This is a genomic window from Mucilaginibacter pedocola (assembly GCF_002013915.1).
GTDB classification, from domain to species: Bacteria; Bacteroidota; Bacteroidia; order Sphingobacteriales; family Sphingobacteriaceae; genus Mucilaginibacter; species Mucilaginibacter pedocola.
This window is the reverse complement of the sequence record NZ_MBTF01000035.1, coordinates 147781-168199: the sequence shown is the minus strand read 5'-3', so window position 1 is coordinate 168199 and position 20419 is coordinate 147781. Positions and strand designations below refer to the sequence as shown.

Sequence of the window (20419 nt, the reverse complement as noted above, 5' to 3'; positions counted from 1 at the left end):
CTTCGGGGCTGTAAATACATTTAAAAATCAAGGTCGCCAATGTACACGGCGCCTTTGCTGTCCTTCTGCATTTGCAGCACTATAATTTCCTTTTTTTCCTGCGGCGTACCAAAGCGGGTATACAATTCGGCCATAATAGTAGTAGGCCCGGCTATGGTGGCTTGTGTATCGCCATAGTAGTTTACCTCTATTTTATAGGTACCTTTGATGGCTTTCTTCAGCAGGAATTGTTCGGGGCCGAAGCCCTGGGTCATATCATCGGATATACGGCCGCCTAAGGCAGTACGGTTGTGGCTGTAGAAGCATTTTTCGCCATTAGGGTCGGTTACCCAAAGGTCAATATCAGTATTGTTCTTGTTCCAGTTCATCACAATGCGTATATCGGCAGGCAAGGCTTTGATAACCGTTTTAGGTACAGTCCCGGTTTTGATCTTCTGTTTATGCAACGCAATGATGCGGTTTATCTCCGGCAAAAATATCTCTTCTATACCATCATAAAGGCTTTCGGCTTCGTTGGTGTAGCGGGTAACCATGGCTTTGTAAAGTACATCTAACGCCTGCTGATATTTGCCGGCATCCTCAAGCGCCAGCCCGTAGTCTCGGAAGCTTTGCGGATCCATCGGGCGCAGTTCGGTTATCTTTTTAAAGGCAAATACTTCGCCTTCGTAGTCGCCAAGTTGTTTTAGTTTATAGCCCAGCATTTTGTAAAGCTCATAGTCGTCTAAGCCCATTTCGGCCAGGTTGCTTAAAATGCATCGGCCTATTTCTTTGTTACCGGTTTTTATAAAGTGATCGGCAACATCAAAATAATAAACCGGGTTACCCGCCTGGTTTTGGCGCAGCTCCAGATATTTTTGGTATTGTGCTTCTTTAGCGGTTTTTTGGATAGTTTTTAAGTACTCCATATCGGGGGCCTGGTAGGCTATGCTGATACCATTTGCAGCTACCGGTTCGGCATCTGCAACCGTATCCGCAGCTGGGGCGGAAGGCTTTGCTGCTGCATTGCCTTTTTTGGTGGTGATAACAATTACACCGTTTGATGCCCGGGAGCCATAGATGGCGGCAGAAGCATCTTTGAGAACATCGATAGATTGGATATCATTGGGACTTATTCCCGATACATCTGCAGGCTTGCCATCTACCACGTACAAAGGTTTATCGTTACCGATGCTTGTAGCAGTCCTGATTACAATGTTCGGGCTGCTGCCTGGTGCACCTTGCGGGCTTGTAACAGCAGCGCTTCCCCGCTGTGTATTGCCGGAGTTTTGCGCCCGTACCTGTATTCCCGCAACACGGCCTTGCAATGCGGTACTACCGTTTGGGGTTGGGGCTGCCACTGCCGGCTCCGGTGCTGTATCTTCTCTAACGTCTGCCGCGGCCGACTTATATTCTGCTGCGCTCGCTGATGACGATACCAAACCGGTTACATCCTTCCTCCGTTCGGCGCTGTAACCTGTTACCACCACTTCTTGTAACGAGTTGCTGGATTGCTCTAAGCAGATATCAAAGTTGCGCCTGTTCCCTACGGTTATCTCCTGCGTTTTAAACCCAATAAAAGATACCTGCAAAACAGATCGGGCACCAGCCTGCAAACTAAAATCTCCGGCAGCATTGGTTTGTGTGCCTAAATTAGTACCCTTTAACTTTATGCTTACGCCGGGTAATATTTGCCCGTCGCCTTTATCAAATACGCGGCCATGTATGCCCGGGCCGGTATTATTTGAGGGGCGCATGTTGTTAGCCTGTTGCTGTGCAGGTGGGTTAGGCCTCGCCTGCACGGTATTGTTTGTGGTTTTTATCAGGCTGAAATTCACCACACCATCGTTACCAATATTCATTTCTTCGGTATGATAGCCTGCGTGCGATGCTTTTAGAACTTCGCCCTGCCTTACCTCTAAAATATAATTACCAGATCTATCGGTAGTGGCACGGGCGCCACTGTTACTTACTATAACAGTTGCACCAACCAAAGGCTGCCCCGTGCCCGAATCTGTAACCTGGCCCCTTACGGTACCCCTTGCCACTGCCTTCGGCTGTTTTTCAGGCTCTGCTTTCTTCGGCGTAAAATCGGCGTTCCACCATTCGGTAAGCGTTTTCAGCATATTTTCGGCAGCCCCAAGATTAGCATCTGCGGCAATGGGCTCATTTGCATTATCGTTACCCCGCCTTTTCATAATGGCATTGTATTCGGCTTGCAATTCGGCCGGTGGCTCTATACCATATTGGATATAATCGTTAACCGTTTCCAGTACAATGAGTGAGGTATTGCGCGTAACTATTCCGAAGCGTTTACCTAACGATTCTATTTCCTGCCTGTTGGCATCATAGCTAATATCCAGTTCGCTTATCTTTTTCTGTGCCCACAGTTTGGCAACATTTACCTCGGTGGTTAGGCTGCTTTGCAGATCAAGCGAAACTCGTTTTTCTATACTTACCTTATTGCCATAGCCATATTGCAGCGTGATGCTTTGATTTGGGTTTTTAGTAATACCGGCTATAGAGAACGCGCCGCCAACCGTAACCGGCAGCGACGGGTAACTATCGCTCACTTCGGAGCCTTGCTTTATCCCCATAAACCTAAGTGGCTGAATAGTTAATGACTCCAAAGCTTTGGCGCTGTCGGCGCGGTTAAGGTCTATCAATTCGCCGTATGTTTTCAGCGCTACCATTTTCAGGTTGCTGTAATCGGTCACGGCCGACGAAGTAATGCAATAAACGGGTTTACCATTAAAATGTATTTGCCCCTCACCAAAAGTTTGGTTGCCATCGCTCATTAATAAGTACTCATCGGCAGGGTATTTGGCTAAAGCAAGGTTACCCAGGTTGGTGGCACCGTCATAAGTGGTTTGTTCCAGCTCGGTTTTCAGGGCATCCCAATTACCGTTAGTAACATCGAACGTTTTGTTTTTGAGAATACTATTACTGAATAGAACCAATGACACTTTCACGTTATTTAATTTCCTGAAGTAAGCATCAAGCAGGGCTAACTCTTTTTTCACATTGCGGTTCGCTCCGCTTAGCGAGGCATCCCACAATAAACCAACTGTTTTGGGTGCAGGTTTTCTGATGCTTTGCGCCGGTACCGATGTATTGATGAACCAATAATATTTATTGCCCAACTGCTGCATCATTACTTCAGCAACATCTTTTGGTTTGGGGATAGAGAACGATAGCGGGCGGTTTGGCGTGTAGTTTTCTTTTTCGATAGATGCCGAATAAGTGTTCCGGCGTTTATCAAAAGCAAGTTCGCCGCCATCTGCCACAGGGGCTTCAGCATTTTGGATAACTGATGCCGTAAGCGAGAACTTTTTTACGGTATCCTGCATATTAAGCGGCAGGGTAAATCTTAGGCTGCCATTCGCTTCCATGGGTATTTCTTCTTCGTACCCAATAATTACCGTGCGGGTACTATTAGGGTTTATGGGATATATACGGGTACGGAAGCTGTTGCCTGCTACCTTTTCCAGCAAGCCCGGGTCTACACGCCTGCGTTCTATAGCCTCAAAAACTACGGTACCTTTGCCGCGATCAACCGGCACGGCCTCGCGCATTTTGCCGTTTATATCCAACGCGTAACGGCTTATGGCAACGCCGTCTTTCAAGGGGAATGTTAGCGTCCCTTCCAGTATGCGGTTGGTAGAGTTATAAAAAGTCATTTGCCAGGTGGTGCGGCTTACGTTGCCGTAAACGGCTACGTCAATCTTCAGGTTTTGCAGGGTTACGCCGTTGTTGCTTTTGCCATCAACCGTAAGTTGGGGTGCCTGGGCATTGGCGGTGATAAGCGTAGTTAAAAATAAGAGGAGGGTTAAGGTTAGCCTTTTCATATTTGGTTTGCTTTCCTTTATGATGCAGGCTTTGGGTTCTTTCCATAAACTTTCTTCATTAATATTTTTGCGGCAATTGTCACGCAATTGTTTTTCTTTTAGATTGTTTCTAAATAGCCGATAATGCCTTTTAAAGCCGAAACCATTTATATCTTTTGGCTTTTAATAAATACTTTTGCCAAATAAATCAGAATCAATAATGAGCGAATTCAAACAAACCTTTAACTCATCACTGGGAAAGAAGCTGATAATGGCTTTAACTGGCTTGTTTTTGTGTACTTTCTTAATTGTTCACCTTGGTGGTAACTTATTACTTTTTGTAGACGACCAGGGCTTTGCATTTAACAGCTACGCAAACTTCTTAACGCATTTTCCTCCTATCGAGGTTATTGCCTACATCCTGTACATCAGCATTATCGTTCACGCGGTATACGCATTGGTGTTAACCCTTAAAAACCGCAAGGCTCGCCCTGTTGGCTACGCTGTTCAGTCGGGTTCAAAGGCATCATGGTCGTCAAAAAACATGGGCTTGCTGGGTTCTATCCTGCTATTGTTCATCGTTATCCACATGAGCGATTTTTGGTATGCTTACAAGTACCAGCACGTAATTGGCTTTAAAGAGTACCGTACCGACCTTGCTACCAACCAAACTACTGTTAGCGATTACACGCCTGCAAGCGCCGAGTTCGAGAGGTCTATCTCTACCGAAAACAATGTTGAAATTGTGCGTGTGAAAGATATCCATTCGAGGGTACAGGCAAGCTTTAGCCAGCCTATCTACGTGGCATTCTATGTAATTGCTATGATAGCCGTAGCGTTCCACTTGCTGCATGGTTTCCAGAGCGCGTTCCAAACTATGGGTTGGGTACACCAAAAGTATACACCAATAGTGCGCTTTATAGGTACATGGTTCTTCGGCGTTATTATCCCATTGGGTTTTGCGCTGATGCCGATCCTGTATTACATTCACAGTTTGTCGAAATAGTTTGACCGTTTAGTTCAGGCTAACACGGGCGAACTCACAGTTCGCCCGTGTTAGCCACTCAAAAAATATAAAGAAGAAAGAACATGGGTTTAGATGCTAAAATTCCTCAGGGGCCGTTGGCCGAAAAATGGAGCAAGCATAAATTTAACTTAAAGCTGGTTAACCCCGCTAACAAGCGTAAATACGATGTTATTATTGTGGGTACCGGTTTGGCCGGCGCTTCAGCAGCTGCATCATTGGCCGAGTTGGGTTACAACGTAAAAGCGTTTTGTTTTCAGGATAGCCCCCGCCGTGCGCACTCTATTGCTGCACAGGGAGGTATAAACGCTGCAAAAAACTACCAAAACGACGGTGACAGCGTTTACCGTTTGTTTTACGATACTATTAAGGGGGGAGACTACCGTGCACGCGAAAGTAACGTTCACCGCCTTGCCGAAGTATCGGTAAACATTATAGACCAGTGCGTGGCACAGGGTGTACCTTTTGCCCGCGAATACGGCGGCTTGCTTGATAACCGTTCATTCGGTGGTTCGCAGGTATCGCGTACGTTCTACGCCCGTGGCCAAACGGGACAGCAATTGCTGCTGGGCGCTTACTCGGCGCTTAACCGCCAGATAAACCTGGGAAAGGTGAAAATGTACACTCGTACCGAAATGCTGGACGTTGTAACTATTGATGGCCATGCTAAAGGTATTGTTACCCGTAACTTAATTACCGGCGCTATAGAAACACATGCAGGCCATGCTGTATTATTAGCAACAGGTGGTTACGGTAACGTATTCTACCTTTCAACCAACGCAATTGGCTCTAACGTAACTGCTGCATGGCGTGCACACAAACGTGGTGCATTCTTTGCAAACCCTTGCTATACCCAAATTCACCCAACCTGTATCCCGGTAACCGGCGACCACCAGAGTAAGCTTACGCTGATGTCGGAGTCGTTACGTAACGACGGGCGCGTTTGGGCACCAAAAACGGTTGAGATAGCTAAGCAGCTGCAAACCAAACAAATTACTGCCGCACAGGTAAAAGAAGAAGACAGGGATTACTTCCTGGAACGTAAATATCCATCTTTTGGTAACCTGGTTCCGCGCGACGTGGCTTCGCGTAACGCAAAAGAAATGAGCGACGAAGGCCGCGGTGTTGGTACTACCGGCTTAGCCGTTTATCTTGATTTTGCCGAAGCTATTCAGCGTATGGGCGAAGATACCGTACGTGCCAAATACGGTAACTTGTTTGATATGTACTATCAAATTACCGACGAGAACCCGTACAAACAACCCATGCGTATTTACCCTGCGGTACACTATACCATGGGCGGTCTTTGGGTTGATTATAACCTGAGCACCAACGTACCGGGCCTTTACGCCATGGGCGAGTGTAACTTTAGCGACCACGGCGCTAACCGCCTTGGTGCATCGGCACTGATGCAGGGTTTATCAGACGGGTACTTTGTTATCCCTTACACCCTTGGCGATTACCTGGCTACCATTGGCCCGAAACCGGTTGATAAAAACCACCCTGCTTTCGAGAAAACCAAACAAGAGGTTATTGCCTACAACAACAAACTGTTATCGCTTAAAGGCAACAAAACTGTTGTAGAATACCACCGCGAACTTGGCCACATTATGTGGGAGTATTGCGGTATGGCGCGCACCGAAGAAGGCTTAACCAAAGCTAAAGCTATGATAAAAGAGCTGAAAGCTGATTTCTGGAAAAACGCTATACTAACAGGCGGTAACGACGAAGTGAACGCAGCATTAGAAAGAGCCGGCCGCGTTGCCGACTTTATTGAGCTGGGCGAATTAATGGTTACCGATGCCTTGAACCGCCGTGAATCATGCGGTGGCCACTTCCGTTTAGAATCGCAAACAGAAGAAGGCGAAGCATTACGTAACGATGAAGAGTATGCATACGTAGCCGCCTGGGAATTTAAAGGCGAAAACGTAGAGGAAGAGCTTCATAAAGAGGAACTGGTATTCGAAAACGTTAAATTAACTCAAAGGAGCTACAAATAGTCTGAAGTCCGAAGCCCGAAGTCGTTAACCGACTTTAAACTTTAGACTCAAGACTCAAGACTTTAAAAGAAATGAGCGGAAACATGAACCTGACGCTGAAAGTATGGCGCCAAAAAGATGCGCAAGCAGCGGGAAAATTTGTAACCTACAAAGCCGACAGCATATCGCCTGATATGTCGTTTTTGGAAATGCTTGACGTAGTTAACGAAAGCCTGACCAAAAAGAACGAAGAGCCTATATATTTCGACCACGATTGCCGCGAAGGTATTTGCGGGTCGTGCTCGCTGTACATAAATGGCCACCCGCATGGGCCAAAGCAAGCTATTACCACTTGCCAGTTACACATGCGTACCTTCCACAATGGGCAAACCATCACCATTGAACCATGGCGTTCGGCGGCCTTCCCGGTTATTAAGGATCTGGGTACCGACCGCTCTGCTTTCGACCGTATACAACAGGCAGGTGGTTTCATCTCGGTAAACACCGGGGGTGCACAGGATGCCAACGCTACCCTAATACCAAAAGTTGTTGCCGATGAGGCTTTCAATTCGGCTACCTGTATTGGTTGCGGTGCCTGCGTGGCAGCTTGTAAAAATGCTTCGGCCATGCTATTTGTATCGGCAAAAATTACACAGTTAGGCTTGTTACCGCAAGGCCAACCAGAACGTTACAGCCGCGTACAGGCCATGGTTGCCCAAATGGACGAAGAAGGTTTTGGTAACTGTACCAACACCGGTGCCTGCGAAGCAGAATGCCCTAAAGAAATTAAGCTAACCAACATAGCCCGCATGAACAACGACTACTTCAGCGCGAAATTATTCCGCGAGAACCATGTTCATGATGGCGGCGGCGAATAATAATTGCTTAAGCTATTAATAAAAAATCCCCGGTCATTTGATATGGCCGAGGATTTTTTGTTTTCTACTATCCACCCATGTCATTTCGATATGACATAGTGGTATTAAATCTTCCTGACTTTCCGACTGCGGACTTCCGGCTTTAAGCCTTCTTCACCGCTGCCACCAACTCAGGTATCTTAGGTACTTTCTCAAATGCCTGCACCAGGTGCCCATCTTTACCATAAATGGCAATATACGGTGTAGACCTTAGCTGGTAGTATTTCTGTACCGCGTAGGTGTAGCCTTCGGTACCCAGCGTGAAGTTTTTATAGGCACCCAAGCCATAGTCATCGCTGAAGTTCTTCACCATTTTTATATCGGTGAAGGTTATCATTATTACCTGCATGTTTTTAAAGGCATTCATCACCGGCTTCATATCATATATAAGCTTTTGGCAATGGTTGCAATCGGGCGCGAAGTAGATAAGCATTGTTGGCTTATCCTTTTTCAGGTCGGCAGGGGTTGTCCAGGTGTTATCCAGTTTCAGCATTTTGTATGGTGCAATAACCGGCGGCTGGGCTTTTGAGCATCCTGCTATGGCGATGAGCAGGGTAAAGGCAAATAATAGTTTCTTCATTTCTTTATCAAAAAAAGGGGCTAAGTTTATTATGCTTCCAGCATTTCTATCTGCCAGGCAATTTGTTCTTCGGTTACAGGGTATAACGCATTATTGCGCACCGTATGATAAACAGCATCAAATATTTGCATGTAGCCGCCCTTGTCAGATGGTACAAGCTCTGTGTTTTTCACATTATCTACACCTACAATTGTCAGTACGCCATCTTTGCCTTCCGGCTCTATGCCATAAGCGGCATCATCCGGCATCATGCCCTTATCTAATTGGGCTTCCTGCACGTCGGTGCGGGTTTTTACTAAGCTACCTAAAGTACCGTTGAGAATGAAGCCCGGCTGCTCCTGTGCTATCAGCAGTCCTGACGTTAAGAATACATTCAACTGATTAGGGTAAATTAAATGGAAAAAGAAGTAATCGGGCACTTCCGAACCTTCGCGGTAAATACCTACCGTTTTGTTGTAGGATAGGGGCTTACCGAACAAGGCAATGGCATTATCAACCAAATGCGCCCCTAAATCGTAAACCAAACCGTTTGCCGGGGTTTCTTTGGTTTCCTTAAAGGCTTTTACGTTTATCTGCATTTTGTAACGGTCTAAGCGGAAGATAACCTCTTGCAGCGTACCTAAGCGCCCGCTTTCTATTACTTTTTTGGTAGATATAAAACCACTATCGTAGCGGCGGTTTTGGTATATCATCACATGTTTGTCCGTTTCGCGGCCAACATCAAACAATTCTTTTACTTGCTCTACAGTAGCTGCGGCGGGCTTTTCTACCAACACGTGTTTACCTGCGCGCATGGCTTTTATAGCATGCTCAAGGTGAAGGTTGTTAGGTGTGTTTACTATAATGAGTTCTATCTCGGTATCGTTCAGCAATTCGTCTATACTATCGTAGCTGATGATATCCGGGTAAACCGCAGCTGCTTTTTTTTGGCTACGCTCTACAATTGCTTTTAACGTGAAACCGGGGTTGGTATGAATAAAAGGCGCATGAAAAATGCGGCCCGACATGCCGTAGGCCATCAGGCCTGTTACTATGGGTTTTGCCATATTATTGTATTTAGAGAGCCCCAAGATAGGGCTTAATTATTAATAAACGCCATCCGCATTTGCACCAATTGGCGAACCATCGGGCATGGCCAATACTTTTGCAGGTTGAAATTTATCCGGCGTAGCCTCAAACTGTTTTATCTGCGCCAGCCCGAACAGCAGGTTTGCTTTACGGCTATCTGTTGTGGTTGGAAGAGCGCTTTGCATCCATTTCTTCAGGTCGTCTATTTGCAGTAAGGCTATACCGCGTACACTTTCGGCGGCATTGGTATTGGCGGCCAGTTGCAGTATTTGTTTTAGTGCAAGGTTATTTACCAACCGCTGTAGTTCGCCTTTATAGCCCGGGGCTTGCGGCGCTTTCCAGGTTTGGGCAACAAGCTTATTCAACACGGACAGCAAGCCGGGCTGCGTATTGTCACGCGATTGGTACTCTACCAATCTTGCTGCGCGCTCGGGGTGCAGCATGAATGATAGTGTTGTGCTCGCCGCAGACTCAGCAGCAGCCATCGGGTCGAACGTTACCCCCGTGCGTGCTTTAAAGGTTTCCCTTGTGCGCGGGTAGCCTGTAGGCCGCGGCGGTATCATGGCTATCAGTTTTTCGGGCAATGCCAAAGCATCAGGTTTTAGCGTCCCCATCAAGGCATCAAATGCTTTCCACTGCTCAGCCGGCGGAACCATTTTGGTTACGGTTTGCCTATCGTTTTTCAGGGCGAAGGTGTAATATAACCCGCCCAGCATTTTTGCCGCGGCTTCAGTTTGGTAACGGTGAATGAGGTACATCGGCACCAGCACTTCTTCCAGCGTAGCCATTGGTGCATCCTGCCTTATGGCTTTTACCGAAAAATTATCCAGCACGGATTTGCGGAGCGCCATCAAGCGGTTCAGCTCATCGGCGGCATTATTGCCGCTATCCCAAAGGTGCGCCTGTGGATGTGCGCTGCCTGAGGGGCGAGCGTCTTCGTCGGAAATGAAAAGGAAGCCCTTTTTAATGGTTTCGCCAATAATGCTTTTCAAGGCTTCATCTTCGTTCGTCCCTGCGGGAAAATCCTGGTAGCCGTAAAGAATAGCGCGCTTATCATAGCCACCTATTTCGGTTTTATAGGCTTTACTTACATCTATAGTCCCATCAGTGTTCAGGGCGACTACGGGTGGTGGGTAATCCATTACCGATGCCCTATCGTTTACGCTGGCGGTGAAGTTGTGCTGTAAGCCGAGCGTATGCCCAACTTCGTGTGCCGAGAGTTGCCTAAGCCTGGCCAAAGCCAGTTGCAGCATTTTATCGCTAACGGGCTTGCCATCTTCGTAAGGCTGCAGCAAACCTTCGGCGATAAGGTAGTCCTGCCTGTCGCGCAGCGAACCAAGCGACACCTGCCCTTTAATAATTTCGCCTGTGCGCGGGTCGTTGATAGATGCCCCATACGACCACCCCCTTGTAGAGCGGTGTACCCATTGGATAATATTGTAGCGGATATCCATCGGGTCGGCATCCTCGGGCAATAGTTTTACAATAAAGGCATTTTTATAACCGGCGGCTTCAAAAGCCTGGTTCCACCAGCTTGCACCCTCAATTAATGCACTGCGCACAGGTTCGGGTGCGCCGCGGTCTACATAATAAATAATGGGTTTTACGGGTTCGCTAATGGCAGCGGCGGGGTCTTTCTTTTCGAGGCGATGGCGGCTCAGCAAGCGTTTTACTATCGGGTCACCAATGGGTGTTGCAAAATCCATGTACTCGATACCGAAGTAGCCCGAGCGTGTATCAAATTTGCGGGGCTTATATTTATCGTCCGGCAGTTTTATGAACGATTGATGCATACGCACCGTAACCGAATTGGCATCGGGTGTAACAGAACTTATCTCGGAACCGTTTGCCTTGCCCGCCAGCGTGATGATGGCCTCGAACTCGGTATTATCGGGAAAGCTTTTGGTATTGGGTAAATACACTGCCGAGCGGTTTTCGTCAGCGCTATAACTGCCTTGCCCGCTATCGCCAAGCCTGTCGCCCAGGTGGTGGCTGTCTTTCAGGATGAAGGGCGTAAGGTCTACCAGCACTTTATCGCCATCCGTAGCAACAGCGGTGGCTCCCCAAATAGCGGATTGCGCAAAGGCTTCCTCTACCGATTTACGTTCATCGGTATTATTGCTAACCGCCCGGTAATTGTAGTTAGGCTGTATCAGCATCACCTTTGGGCCTATCTTAATAAACTTCACAATGCGGCTATCGCCTATCTGCCCGCGGTCGAGCCCCAGATCGTTAGAACCAACACCGGCCGGCAGCGAGTTCACGTAGAGGAACTCCTGGTTAAATTTATCTATCTCGAGATATATCTTGCCGGTTGCTTCGTCCCAATAAAAATTAAAGTAGCCTTTGTATTTTGTGAGCTTTTGCGTTCGTTCCTGATAGGTTTGGGCTTGCAGTTTTGGCGCTGCTATAAGCAGCAGAATTATAAAAAGGAAATGTTTTTTCATGAGGGGCGGATTTTATCTGCCTAAAAATATTCAATTACGCGGCCTTATGCAAAACGTGCCCAATAAAAAAGGGAGAAGCTGTGCGCTCCCCCCCTCAGGTATAATATCAGCTAATAGTGCCTTAATTATTTCATACTTTTTTGGATAGCCTCAATTTTAGCCAAATGCGCCTGCACGGTAGGCAGCGTTTTGGTGGCAAAGGCCATAAGTTCTTTATCTTTGCAATTTTTAGATGCATCTTCCAGCATCGAGGCTACTTTTTTGTGGCCCTCTACCATCGCGTCTACATAAGCTTTATCAAACTCTTTGCCCGATTTCTTTTCCAGCTCAGCAGCCTTTTTCTGATGCTCTTCGTCCGGCGCGGTAGGCAAGGTTATGTTCTTTTCTTTGGCAATGGCCATTAATTCTTCGTTGGCTTTGGTGTGGTCCATAACCATCATGCTGCCGAACTCTTTTACTTGCGGGTCAACAGCTTTTTCTGCGGCTAATTTACCGGCGGCTACTTCGGCCATGCCGGCGCTTGCCACATCCGTCGCAAATTTGGCATCCATTGGGTCAACTGCAATACCGGTGCTGCCATCGGTGGTGGTGTCTTTAACGGCGTTCACGCTATCAGCGGTTTCTTTACTGTCTTTTGAGGCATTATTACAGGCCTGGAACGATAATGCGGCAAGGGCTATCATCGCTGCTAAACTAATGTTTTTCATTTTGTAGGTTATAATTTGTTTTTATAGTTAACATGATGCGGGTGATTTAGTTTTTGAAGAAAAATATTAAACAGTGTGGCTATCTTAATCATAGCGATGGGTTTCAAACCCATCGCTATATTTTGAAAATTTTTCGGTGTATTGTTATACCTTAAAGTTTTGCTATTTTTGAGCACATTAATCAAAACAGCTATGAATTTCCCTGCCGAGTTAAAATATACTAAAGACCACGAGTGGATACGCATTGAAGGCGATACCGCAACCATTGGCATTACCGAATTCGCACAAGGCGAGTTGGGCGATATTGTTTATGTTGATGTCAACACCGTAGGGCAGGAAGTTGCCAAAGAAGAAGTTTTTGGTACCATTGAAGCCGTAAAAACTGTGTCGGATTTGTTTATGCCGCTTGCAGCTACTGTAAACGAGTTGAACCCTGCACTTGATGGACAGCCGGAACTGGTAAACAGCGACCCATACGGCGAAGGCTGGATAGTAAAAGTTACTTTAAGCGATGCCTCTGACGTAGAAGGTTTACTTTCTGCCGATGAATATGCAAGCCTGGTAGGCGCATAATAAAGCATTGCCCATAAATATTACAGGCCCGCTATTGGCGGGCCTTGTTTGTTTTTGTAAATTGCATTGCCTTTGCCTTTAGTAATATTAAAGCTAATGCAATAAACCCCATGAAACTGTTCAAATACTTCGTTATCCTCTTGGCTGGTTCAGCACTGCTAAGCTCTTGCGGGCTTTTCAAAAAAGATTGCGGCTGCCCGCATTTCGGCATGAGGAAAGCTACTGTTAGTGTTAACCGCGCGTAATAATTCTCGGGTACAAAGCCTGTATTACACCTTCTATACTCATCGGCTATTACGCAATGCGTGTTTAGCCACCCATCTTATTTGGATTTAATATAAATAGGCTTAACTTTGTGTCAAATTTACCCAGAATGACACTTTCACAGCTTGAAGTAGGAGAAACCGGCATTGTTAAAGAATTTACTGATCTGGAGATGTCTGTAAAGCTGATGGAAATGGGTTGCCTCCCCGGCGAAACTGTAAAAGTATCGCGCATTGCCCCCCTTGGCGATCCTATTGCTATTCATGTATCGGGCTACCAGCTTAGCCTGCGTAAATTTGAAGCATCAACTATTATTTTGAAGTAGCCCTATTTTATAGCCATTGAAAGCTGATATCCGAGTAGCACTTGTTGGTAACCCCAATACCGGTAAATCCACCCTATTTAACGCATTAACAGGCTTAAACCAAAAGGTGGGCAATTTTCCGGGCGTTACCGTTGATAAGAAAACCGGCATCAGCCAATTGCCCGATGGCCGCCGTGCTGAGATAGTTGACCTGCCCGGCACCTACAGCCTCTACCCCAAAAGCCGCGACGAATCTATCGTGTTTTCGGTACTGGCCGAGCGCGATACCGAGCTTACGCCCGACCTGATAGTGGTGATACTGGATGCTACAAACCTTAAACGAAACCTTTTACTATACACCCAGGTAGCCGACCTGAAGATACCCGTTATTGTTGCGCTGAATATGATAGATATGGCCAACAAAGGGGGCATTACTATTGATACCGCGCTGCTTTCTAAAAAACTGGGGGTGTCGGTGGTGCCGGTATCCGCCCGTAAGCTGGAAGGTATAAACGAATTAAAACAAGCTATATCATACGCCAATAAAATTGCCCTGCAGCAGGATAGCATTGATGTACGTTCCGTCGCGCCTGAGTTGATATCCGATATTTGCGAAGAGGTAAAAACCAATAACCCATACTTTGCCCTTCAATTGGCTCATCAGCACGAAACGCTGAAATTTTTAAAGCCCGAAGAAAGTGACCGGATAGAAGCGTTGGAACATAAGCACAGCTTCCACTCGCAAAAGGCACAAGCTACCGAAACCATTGCCCGCTACAACTACATCAACGATGTATTGTACGATACGGTGAAAACTCCGGCCGCTGCACACGACGAAAGCATCAGCAATAAAATTGATAAGATACTTACCCACCGGGTGTTCGGCTTTATCATTTTCCTGGGCGTATTACTATTTATGTTCCAGTCGATATTTGCATGGTCATCTTACCCGCAATCGCTGATAGAAGATGGTTTTGTTTGGGTGGAAGGCCTCCTGCGTGGCGTAATGCCCGAGGGCCCGCTGGCCGACCTGCTGATAGACGGCGTTGTTGCCGGGCTGAGCGGCGTGCTGGTTTTCATCCCGCAAATTGCCGTATTGTTCGCCTTTATATCTATACTGGAAGATACCGGCTACATGGCCCGCGTTACCTTCATGATGGATAAGATAATGCGCAAGGTGGGGCTTAACGGGAAATCGGTAGTGCCATTGATAGGCGGTTTTGCTTGTGCCGTGCCATCTATCATGAGTACCCGCACCATTGAGAACTGGAAGGACCGCATGATAACCATTATGGTTACCCCATTAGTAACCTGCTCGGCACGTTTGCCTGTTTATACGTTGTTAATAGCGCTGGTAGTCCCTAACCGCAATGTTTGGTGGATATTTAACCTACAGGGGCTTGCACTTACCGGCATGTACCTCCTCAGCCTGTTATCGGCAATTATTGTTGCCTGGGTAATGAAATTTGTTTTGAAGGCGCGCGAACGCGGTTACTTCATTATGGAGCTACCTGTTTACCGTATGCCAAGGTGGAACAACGTACTGTTCTCTATGTTCGAGCGCTCTAAAGCATTCGTGCTGCAGGCCGGTAAGGTAATTATTGCTGTATCTATCATCCTGTGGGTATTATCGAGCTACGGACCGGGCGACAGGTTCAAAAACATCGGAACCAAATACAGCCAGCCGCAAATAGTAAAAACCATGACACCCGATAGCCTGGCGCGTGTTATATCAACCGAAAAGCTGGAAAACTCTTACGCCGGTGTTTTAGGCCATGTGATAGAACCGGTGATAAAACCAATAGGTTTCGACTGGAAAATAGGTATAGCGCTGATAACTTCTTTTGCCGCCCGCGAAGTATTCGTAGGCACTATGGCAACTATCTATAGCGTTGAGGGTGATGCCGACCGTATAGAATCCGTACAGGATAAAATGCGGAATGCCAAAAATCCTGACGGCAGCCCGGTATTTACTTTAGCGGTTGCTTTCTCGCTAATGATGTTCTACGCCTTTGCTATGCAATGCGCCAGCACGGTAGCTGTAGTATACCGTGAAACCAAAGACTGGCGCTGGCCCGCCGCTCAATTCGCTTACATGACGTTTTTGGCTTATGCTTCTGCGTTTTTGGTTTATACGCTGTTAAGATAGCTTGAAGCTAAAAGCTGAAAGAACAAAGCGGAAAGCTTTTTGCAACTGCGCCTTAATCGGTCCTGCTTTTGGCTTTAGACTTTAAGCTTTCATCTTTTCACTTTCGGCTTTCACCTTAACTTCGTCACCGCACTTCAACCTTTCAGCTTTAGACTTTCGGCTTTTAGCTTAAACCATTATCTTTGATACAGAGGTAAAAATTGGATAAAGTAAAAGTTTTAGAAAGATATCTTCCGCCGGATGCGGCACCCTTGATAGGCCGCTGGATAGATTACTTTAAATGCGAGTTTAAAATTTCGCGCAACCGCGGCACCAAGTTTGGCGATTACCGCGCCCCTTTTGATGGCAAGGGCCACCGCATCTCCGTTAATTACGATCTTAATCCTTACGCTTTTTTGGTGACCACTGTGCACGAGTTCGCCCATCTGCACACCTGGAACGAACACAAGCACAAGGTAAAACCCCATGGCGCCGAATGGAAGGCAAATTTTAAAAGGATGATGCAGCCCTTCTTCCAAAAAGAAGTTTTCCCACCCGATATAAAATTGGCCATCAGCAATTATCTGGATAACCCGGCCGCCTCCAGTTGCTCCGACTTAAACCTTTACCGCTCCCTCCGCAAGTACGACCCGGTGAAAGAATCGGTACATACGGTAGAGAAAATACCCATCAAATCGGTTTTCAAAATAAAGGATGGCCGCGTGTTTCGTAAAGAAGAAAAACTACGCAAACGTTATAAATGCGTTGAGATAAGTACCAAGCGGGTTTACTTATTTAGCCCTGTGGCAGAGGTGGAGTTGGTTGAGGGGTAAGTAATTCTTTGTAGAAAGAATGGTCTTTGTGTTTAGGGCTCAGCCATATCAGTTCCCCCTTTTCAAATATAGCTACTCGTGACCGTTCGGTTTTTGAGTTGTCGAAAAGATATACACGGTCAAACAGGCTAATATGGGATGATAGGTTTGCCTTGCTCTTATTATACCTCCGGGCTATATCCTCTACATCAACAGGGTGACCCAAATTTAATTCCCGTTCTTCAACCCGGTTTATGTTATCCATCACGGATGTAAGCGTGATATAATATAAGATCGTTTTAAAACCCGCTGCTTTCGCTGCTATGCAGTCATTGATCTCCGATTTGCCTGAAAAGGTAGTCTCAAAGGCAAAATCGGCGTTAATACTTAAGGCCTGGTGCCGACGCTCGAGTGCTAACTTGGCAGCACCGACTCTGAAGTTAAAACTGCCGAGTTCAATTTTAGCAATATCATCAGGGTTGATAACGTGCGTTTTAATTCGCCCGCGTTTTATAAGATGCTTAGTCAAAGTTGTTTTACCGGAGCCATTCGGCCCTCCAACAATAACTAATGTTGGCATTATAAGGAATTTAATGATTTGATCTTTTCTTCTAACACCCTAAAATCTTCAGTAAGATGCCTCCGAACAATGAACTTGGCACCGCTTGAGTATTCCTTAACAAATAGTTCGCCTTCTAAAGTTTCGGGGTATTGCTCATCACGATAGAAAATAGGGATACCGGCTTTCAGCATAGCTTGTGCGCCCAAGCCCGCATCTTCATCAATGCCTTTTTCGATAGGGTCTTGTTTGTATATTTCTTCTAACGTTAGCATATTACTAAGTTACCTAAAATTTCAACAACTTTTCCATACACTCCTCCAATCTTGCTTTGGCCATAAATTGGTCTTCGAGGGCTTTGTTCATGGGGATGGCGGTATCGAGGCTGGCGCAGCGCATTATCGGTGCATCGAGGTACTGAAAGCAATGCTCGCCAATGTAGGCTGCAATTTCGCCGCCGAAACCGCTGGTGAGGGTATCTTCATGCAGTATCAGCACTTTGGATGTTTTCTTTACTGTTTTTGCCACGGCTTCTTTATCCCATGGTTGCAGGCTGCGTAGGTCGAGCACTTCTATGGCGTGTTCCGGGTGCTTTTCGGCATATTCTAATGCCCAGTGTACGCCCATGCCGTAGGTAATAATGCTGGCCTTGGTGCCCTGGCTCACAATGTTGGCTTTACCTATTTCCACATAATATTCTTCGTCGGGCACGTTGCCGCTTACGCTGCGGTACAGCGCCTTGTGCTCAAAAAACATTACGGGGTTGGGGTCTTCTATAGCCGCCATCAGTAAGCCTTTGGCATCATCGGGAAAGGCCGGGTAAACCACCTTCAGCCCCGGGGTTTTGGTAAACCAGGCCTCGTTACTCTGCGAATGGAACGGACCCGCGCCGGTGCCGCCGCCCGTCGGCATGCGTATCACAACATCAACAGGCTGGCCCCAACGGTAGTAGGTTTTGGCTACGTTATTTACTATCTGGTTAAAGCCGCAGGTAACAAAATCGGCAAATTGCATTTCTACAATAGCCTTATAGCCGTTAAGCGAAAGCCCTACGGCTGTACCCACAATGCCCGATTCGCAAATGGGCGTATTGCGCACGCGCTCTTTGCCAAACTCTTCTACAAAACCCTGCGTAATTTTAAAGGCACCGCCGTATTCGGCAATGTCCTGCCCCATTATTACCAACTTAGAGTATTTGCGCATGCTTTGTTTGAGGGCATCGCTTATGGCATCAATGTAGCGTTTGTTGCTCAGCACTTCGTATGATGGGCGGTTAGGCGGGTTCAGCATGCGGTACATACTGTTCACCTCGGTTTGCACGTGCGGAACGATATCCGGCTCGCTAAATACCTTCTCTATCTCAACATCTATCAGCTTGGCAAATTCGCTGCGCAGGTAAGGCACCCAATCGAGGCGTAATACTTGTTCTTCCAGCAAATACTTTTCAAAATTTTCCAGCGGGTCTTTCTTCTGCCATTTTTCGAAGAGTTCGGGCGGGACATATTTAGTGCCCGAGGCTTCCTCGTGCCCGCGCATGCGGAAAGTCATGCATTCCAGCAGTACGGGGCGCGGTTTTTCGCGCATGCTTTTGGCCAGTTCGTTTACGGTGTGGTAAACTTCCAGCACGTTATTACCATCTACGCGACGGCCCTCTATGCCGTAGCCAATGGCACGGTCTACTAACGATTCGCAGCGGTATTGTTCGTTAACGGGAGTTGATAGCCCGTAACCGTTGTTCTCTATCAAAAATATAACGGGCAGATCCCACACAGCGGCAATATTTATAGCCTCGTGGAAATCACCTTCGCTGGTAGCACCTTCGCCGGTGTAAACCAAGGTAACTTTTTTGCGAGCGCTCAATTTATCGGCAAGTGCAATACCATCGGCCAGGGCCATTTGCGGACCGAGGTGCGATATCATGCCAACAATTTTGTGTTCCTGCGTGCCAAAATGGAAGGAGCGGTCGCGCCCGCGGGTAAAGCCGGATAGCTTTCCCTGCCATTGGGCCATTAAGCGCGATATGGGAATGTTGCGGGCCGTGAATACACCCAGATTACGGTGCATGGGTAAAATATACTCATCGGCATCCATGGCCAGAGTGCTACCAACTGCTATAGCTTCCTGCCCGATGCCCGAAAACCATTTGCCTATGCGGCCCTGGCGCAGCAGAATAAGCATCTTCTCCTCGACCAGCCGCGGCAATAATAATTTCTTGTAGAACGTTATTAAACCGTCATTATCGATATTTTTGCGGTCGAAAATCATCCCGGTAAAGCTAAGAAGTTTTTGAAACTTTGTATGTTTGAACTAATCATCTTTTTGCTATGAAGCACCTATACGCCATTTTATTTTTTTTGATTGCCTTAACTGCACTTACGGCATTCGCACCCGACACCTATTTATTGCCCGAAAGTTTTTACCTGCACAAAGGCGATCAGCTTACCGTGCACCTGCTTAACGGGGAAAATTTAACGCAGGAGGGGGAAGACGGTTATAATTCGCAAAAAACAACAAAATTTAATATTTACGAAGGCGGTAAAGCTATCGACTTGCTTAAAGTTACAAAAGATAGCGCTGCCCCGTTACTAAAGTATACTGTTAATAGCGGCAACATGACCATGGTGGAGATGAACACCAAAGACGAAAGTATTGAGCTGCCACACGAAGATTTTGTAGCCTACCTTACCAAGCAAGGCTATACCGACCTTGCTGAAAAAATAAAAGACGATACCCGCCTTAACCTGGTGGAGAAATACCGCTATTATTTAAAAACGCTGATAAACGTTGGCGATGGCGGCGGTAACATTTACAGCAAACAAACCGGCAGCGACCTGGAGATAGTACTAAAACAAAACCCCTACAAAAAAAGCTATGGCGACGATATTACCGCCGTGGTTTACTTTTTAGGCAAGCCTTTAAAAAACAGCAACGTGTTGCTTTACATAAAAACAGCCAGTGGTAACGTGCACCCGCAACTGCTGGCCACCGATGCTACCGGGCAGCTTTATTTTAGCCCCAGCCGCGATGGCATTTACATGCTGCGCTGCGTACACATCGAACCATCAAAAACCAACGATGCCGATTTTGAAACATGGTTTGCTACGTACTCGTTCGCTTTCAGTAACCGCGACGAACTGCCGAATACTTATAAAGAATTTGGGTTTGGGGATAAACATTAGTCAGTTTGCAGTTGCCGGTTTGCAGTTAGCAGTGAATCTGTTTCGAACTACAAACCGGCAACAGCCAACTGACAA

The 20419-nt window shown here is 46.8% G+C and carries 16 protein-coding genes; 8 read left to right on the top strand and 8 right to left on the bottom strand.

Annotated features, from left to right (window positions below; all coding sequences use genetic code 11):
- Positions 1 to 20: 20 nt before the first annotated feature.
- Complete coding sequence (locus BC343_RS23525; protein ID WP_143822323.1) at positions 21 to 3824, bottom strand: carboxypeptidase-like regulatory domain-containing protein; 3804 nt, start codon at positions 3822 to 3824, stop codon at positions 21 to 23.
- A 199-nt stretch (positions 3825 to 4023) separates the two neighbouring features.
- Here BC343_RS23525 and BC343_RS23520 point away from each other — a divergent pair, with 199 nt between their 5' ends.
- The 3 genes from BC343_RS23520 to BC343_RS23510 all read left to right on the top strand — a co-directional run bounded on the left by BC343_RS23520 (position 4024) and on the right by BC343_RS23510 (position 7684).
- The gene (locus tag BC343_RS23520; protein ID WP_078350252.1) at positions 4024 to 4809 is read left to right on the top strand and encodes a succinate dehydrogenase cytochrome b subunit; all 786 of its coding nucleotides are present in this window, start codon (positions 4024 to 4026) and stop codon (positions 4807 to 4809) included.
- Positions 4810 to 4892: 83 nt separating this feature from the next.
- The gene (locus tag BC343_RS23515) at positions 4893 to 6827 is read left to right on the top strand and encodes a fumarate reductase/succinate dehydrogenase flavoprotein subunit (protein ID WP_078350251.1); all 1935 of its coding nucleotides are present in this window, start codon (positions 4893 to 4895) and stop codon (positions 6825 to 6827) included.
- 71 nt (positions 6828 to 6898) lie between these two features.
- Complete coding sequence (locus tag BC343_RS23510) at positions 6899 to 7684, top strand: succinate dehydrogenase/fumarate reductase iron-sulfur subunit (protein WP_078350250.1); 786 nt, start codon at positions 6899 to 6901, stop codon at positions 7682 to 7684.
- Between the two features lie 142 nt (positions 7685 to 7826).
- On the opposite strand, the gene BC343_RS23505 is transcribed toward BC343_RS23510, so the two are convergent.
- The 4 genes from BC343_RS23505 to BC343_RS23490 all read right to left on the bottom strand — a co-directional run bounded on the left by BC343_RS23505 (position 7827) and on the right by BC343_RS23490 (position 12525).
- Entirely contained in the window at positions 7827 to 8303 is a 477-nt protein-coding gene (locus BC343_RS23505) for a TlpA family protein disulfide reductase (protein ID WP_078350249.1), read from the bottom strand.
- 29 nt (positions 8304 to 8332) lie between these two features.
- Positions 8333 to 9349 (bottom strand): Gfo/Idh/MocA family oxidoreductase, encoded by a 1017-nt coding sequence (locus BC343_RS23500; protein ID WP_078350248.1) that lies wholly within the window; start codon positions 9347 to 9349, stop codon positions 8333 to 8335.
- Between the two features lie 39 nt (positions 9350 to 9388).
- Positions 9389 to 11818, bottom strand: a complete 2430-nt coding sequence (locus tag BC343_RS23495) for a zinc-dependent metalloprotease (protein ID WP_078350247.1) — start codon at positions 11816 to 11818, stop codon at positions 9389 to 9391.
- Positions 11819 to 11943: 125 nt separating this feature from the next.
- Complete coding sequence (locus BC343_RS23490; protein ID WP_078350246.1) at positions 11944 to 12525, bottom strand: DUF4142 domain-containing protein; 582 nt, start codon at positions 12523 to 12525, stop codon at positions 11944 to 11946.
- 192 nt (positions 12526 to 12717) lie between these two features.
- Between BC343_RS23490 and gcvH the strand changes: the two genes are divergently transcribed.
- The 4 genes from gcvH to BC343_RS23465 all read left to right on the top strand — a co-directional run bounded on the left by gcvH (position 12718) and on the right by BC343_RS23465 (position 16627).
- Positions 12718 to 13098, top strand: coding sequence for a glycine cleavage system protein GcvH (gcvH, locus tag BC343_RS23485; RefSeq protein ID WP_078350245.1), 381 nt, complete (start codon positions 12718 to 12720; stop codon positions 13096 to 13098).
- Between the two features lie 373 nt (positions 13099 to 13471).
- Positions 13472 to 13687 carry a FeoA family protein gene (locus tag BC343_RS23475; RefSeq protein ID WP_078350243.1) on the top strand — a complete coding sequence of 72 codons (216 nt, stop codon included), beginning with the start codon at positions 13472 to 13474 and terminating at the stop codon, positions 13685 to 13687.
- A gap of 16 nt (positions 13688 to 13703) precedes the next feature.
- Positions 13704 to 15815 (top strand): ferrous iron transport protein B, encoded by a 2112-nt coding sequence (gene feoB / locus BC343_RS23470; protein ID WP_078350242.1) that lies wholly within the window; start codon positions 13704 to 13706, stop codon positions 15813 to 15815.
- Positions 15816 to 16015: 200 nt separating this feature from the next.
- Positions 16016 to 16627: a SprT-like domain-containing protein gene (locus BC343_RS23465; RefSeq protein ID WP_078350241.1), complete on the top strand. Its 612-nt coding sequence runs from the start codon at positions 16016 to 16018 to the stop codon at positions 16625 to 16627.
- On the opposite strand, the gene BC343_RS23460 is transcribed toward BC343_RS23465, so the two are convergent.
- Genes BC343_RS23460 through BC343_RS23450 form a run of 3 tightly spaced genes read right to left on the bottom strand, consistent with a single transcriptional unit; the run spans position 16590 to position 19430 of the window.
- Positions 16590 to 17186, bottom strand: a complete 597-nt coding sequence (locus tag BC343_RS23460; RefSeq protein WP_078350240.1) for a zeta toxin family protein — start codon at positions 17184 to 17186, stop codon at positions 16590 to 16592. The genes BC343_RS23465 and BC343_RS23460 overlap by 38 nt on opposite strands.
- Positions 17186 to 17440, bottom strand: coding sequence for a hypothetical protein (locus BC343_RS23455; RefSeq protein WP_078350239.1), 255 nt, complete (start codon positions 17438 to 17440; stop codon positions 17186 to 17188). The genes BC343_RS23460 and BC343_RS23455 overlap by 1 nt, the downstream gene beginning before the upstream one ends.
- A gap of 13 nt (positions 17441 to 17453) precedes the next feature.
- The gene (locus BC343_RS23450; protein WP_078350238.1) at positions 17454 to 19430 is read right to left on the bottom strand and encodes an alpha-ketoacid dehydrogenase subunit alpha/beta; all 1977 of its coding nucleotides are present in this window, start codon (positions 19428 to 19430) and stop codon (positions 17454 to 17456) included.
- Between the two features lie 59 nt (positions 19431 to 19489).
- Between BC343_RS23450 and BC343_RS23445 the strand changes: the two genes are divergently transcribed.
- A complete protein-coding gene (locus tag BC343_RS23445) occupies positions 19490 to 20344 on the top strand; it encodes a DUF4198 domain-containing protein (RefSeq protein WP_078350237.1) in 855 nt (284 codons plus the stop codon).
- Positions 20345 to 20419: the final 75 nt, after the last annotated feature.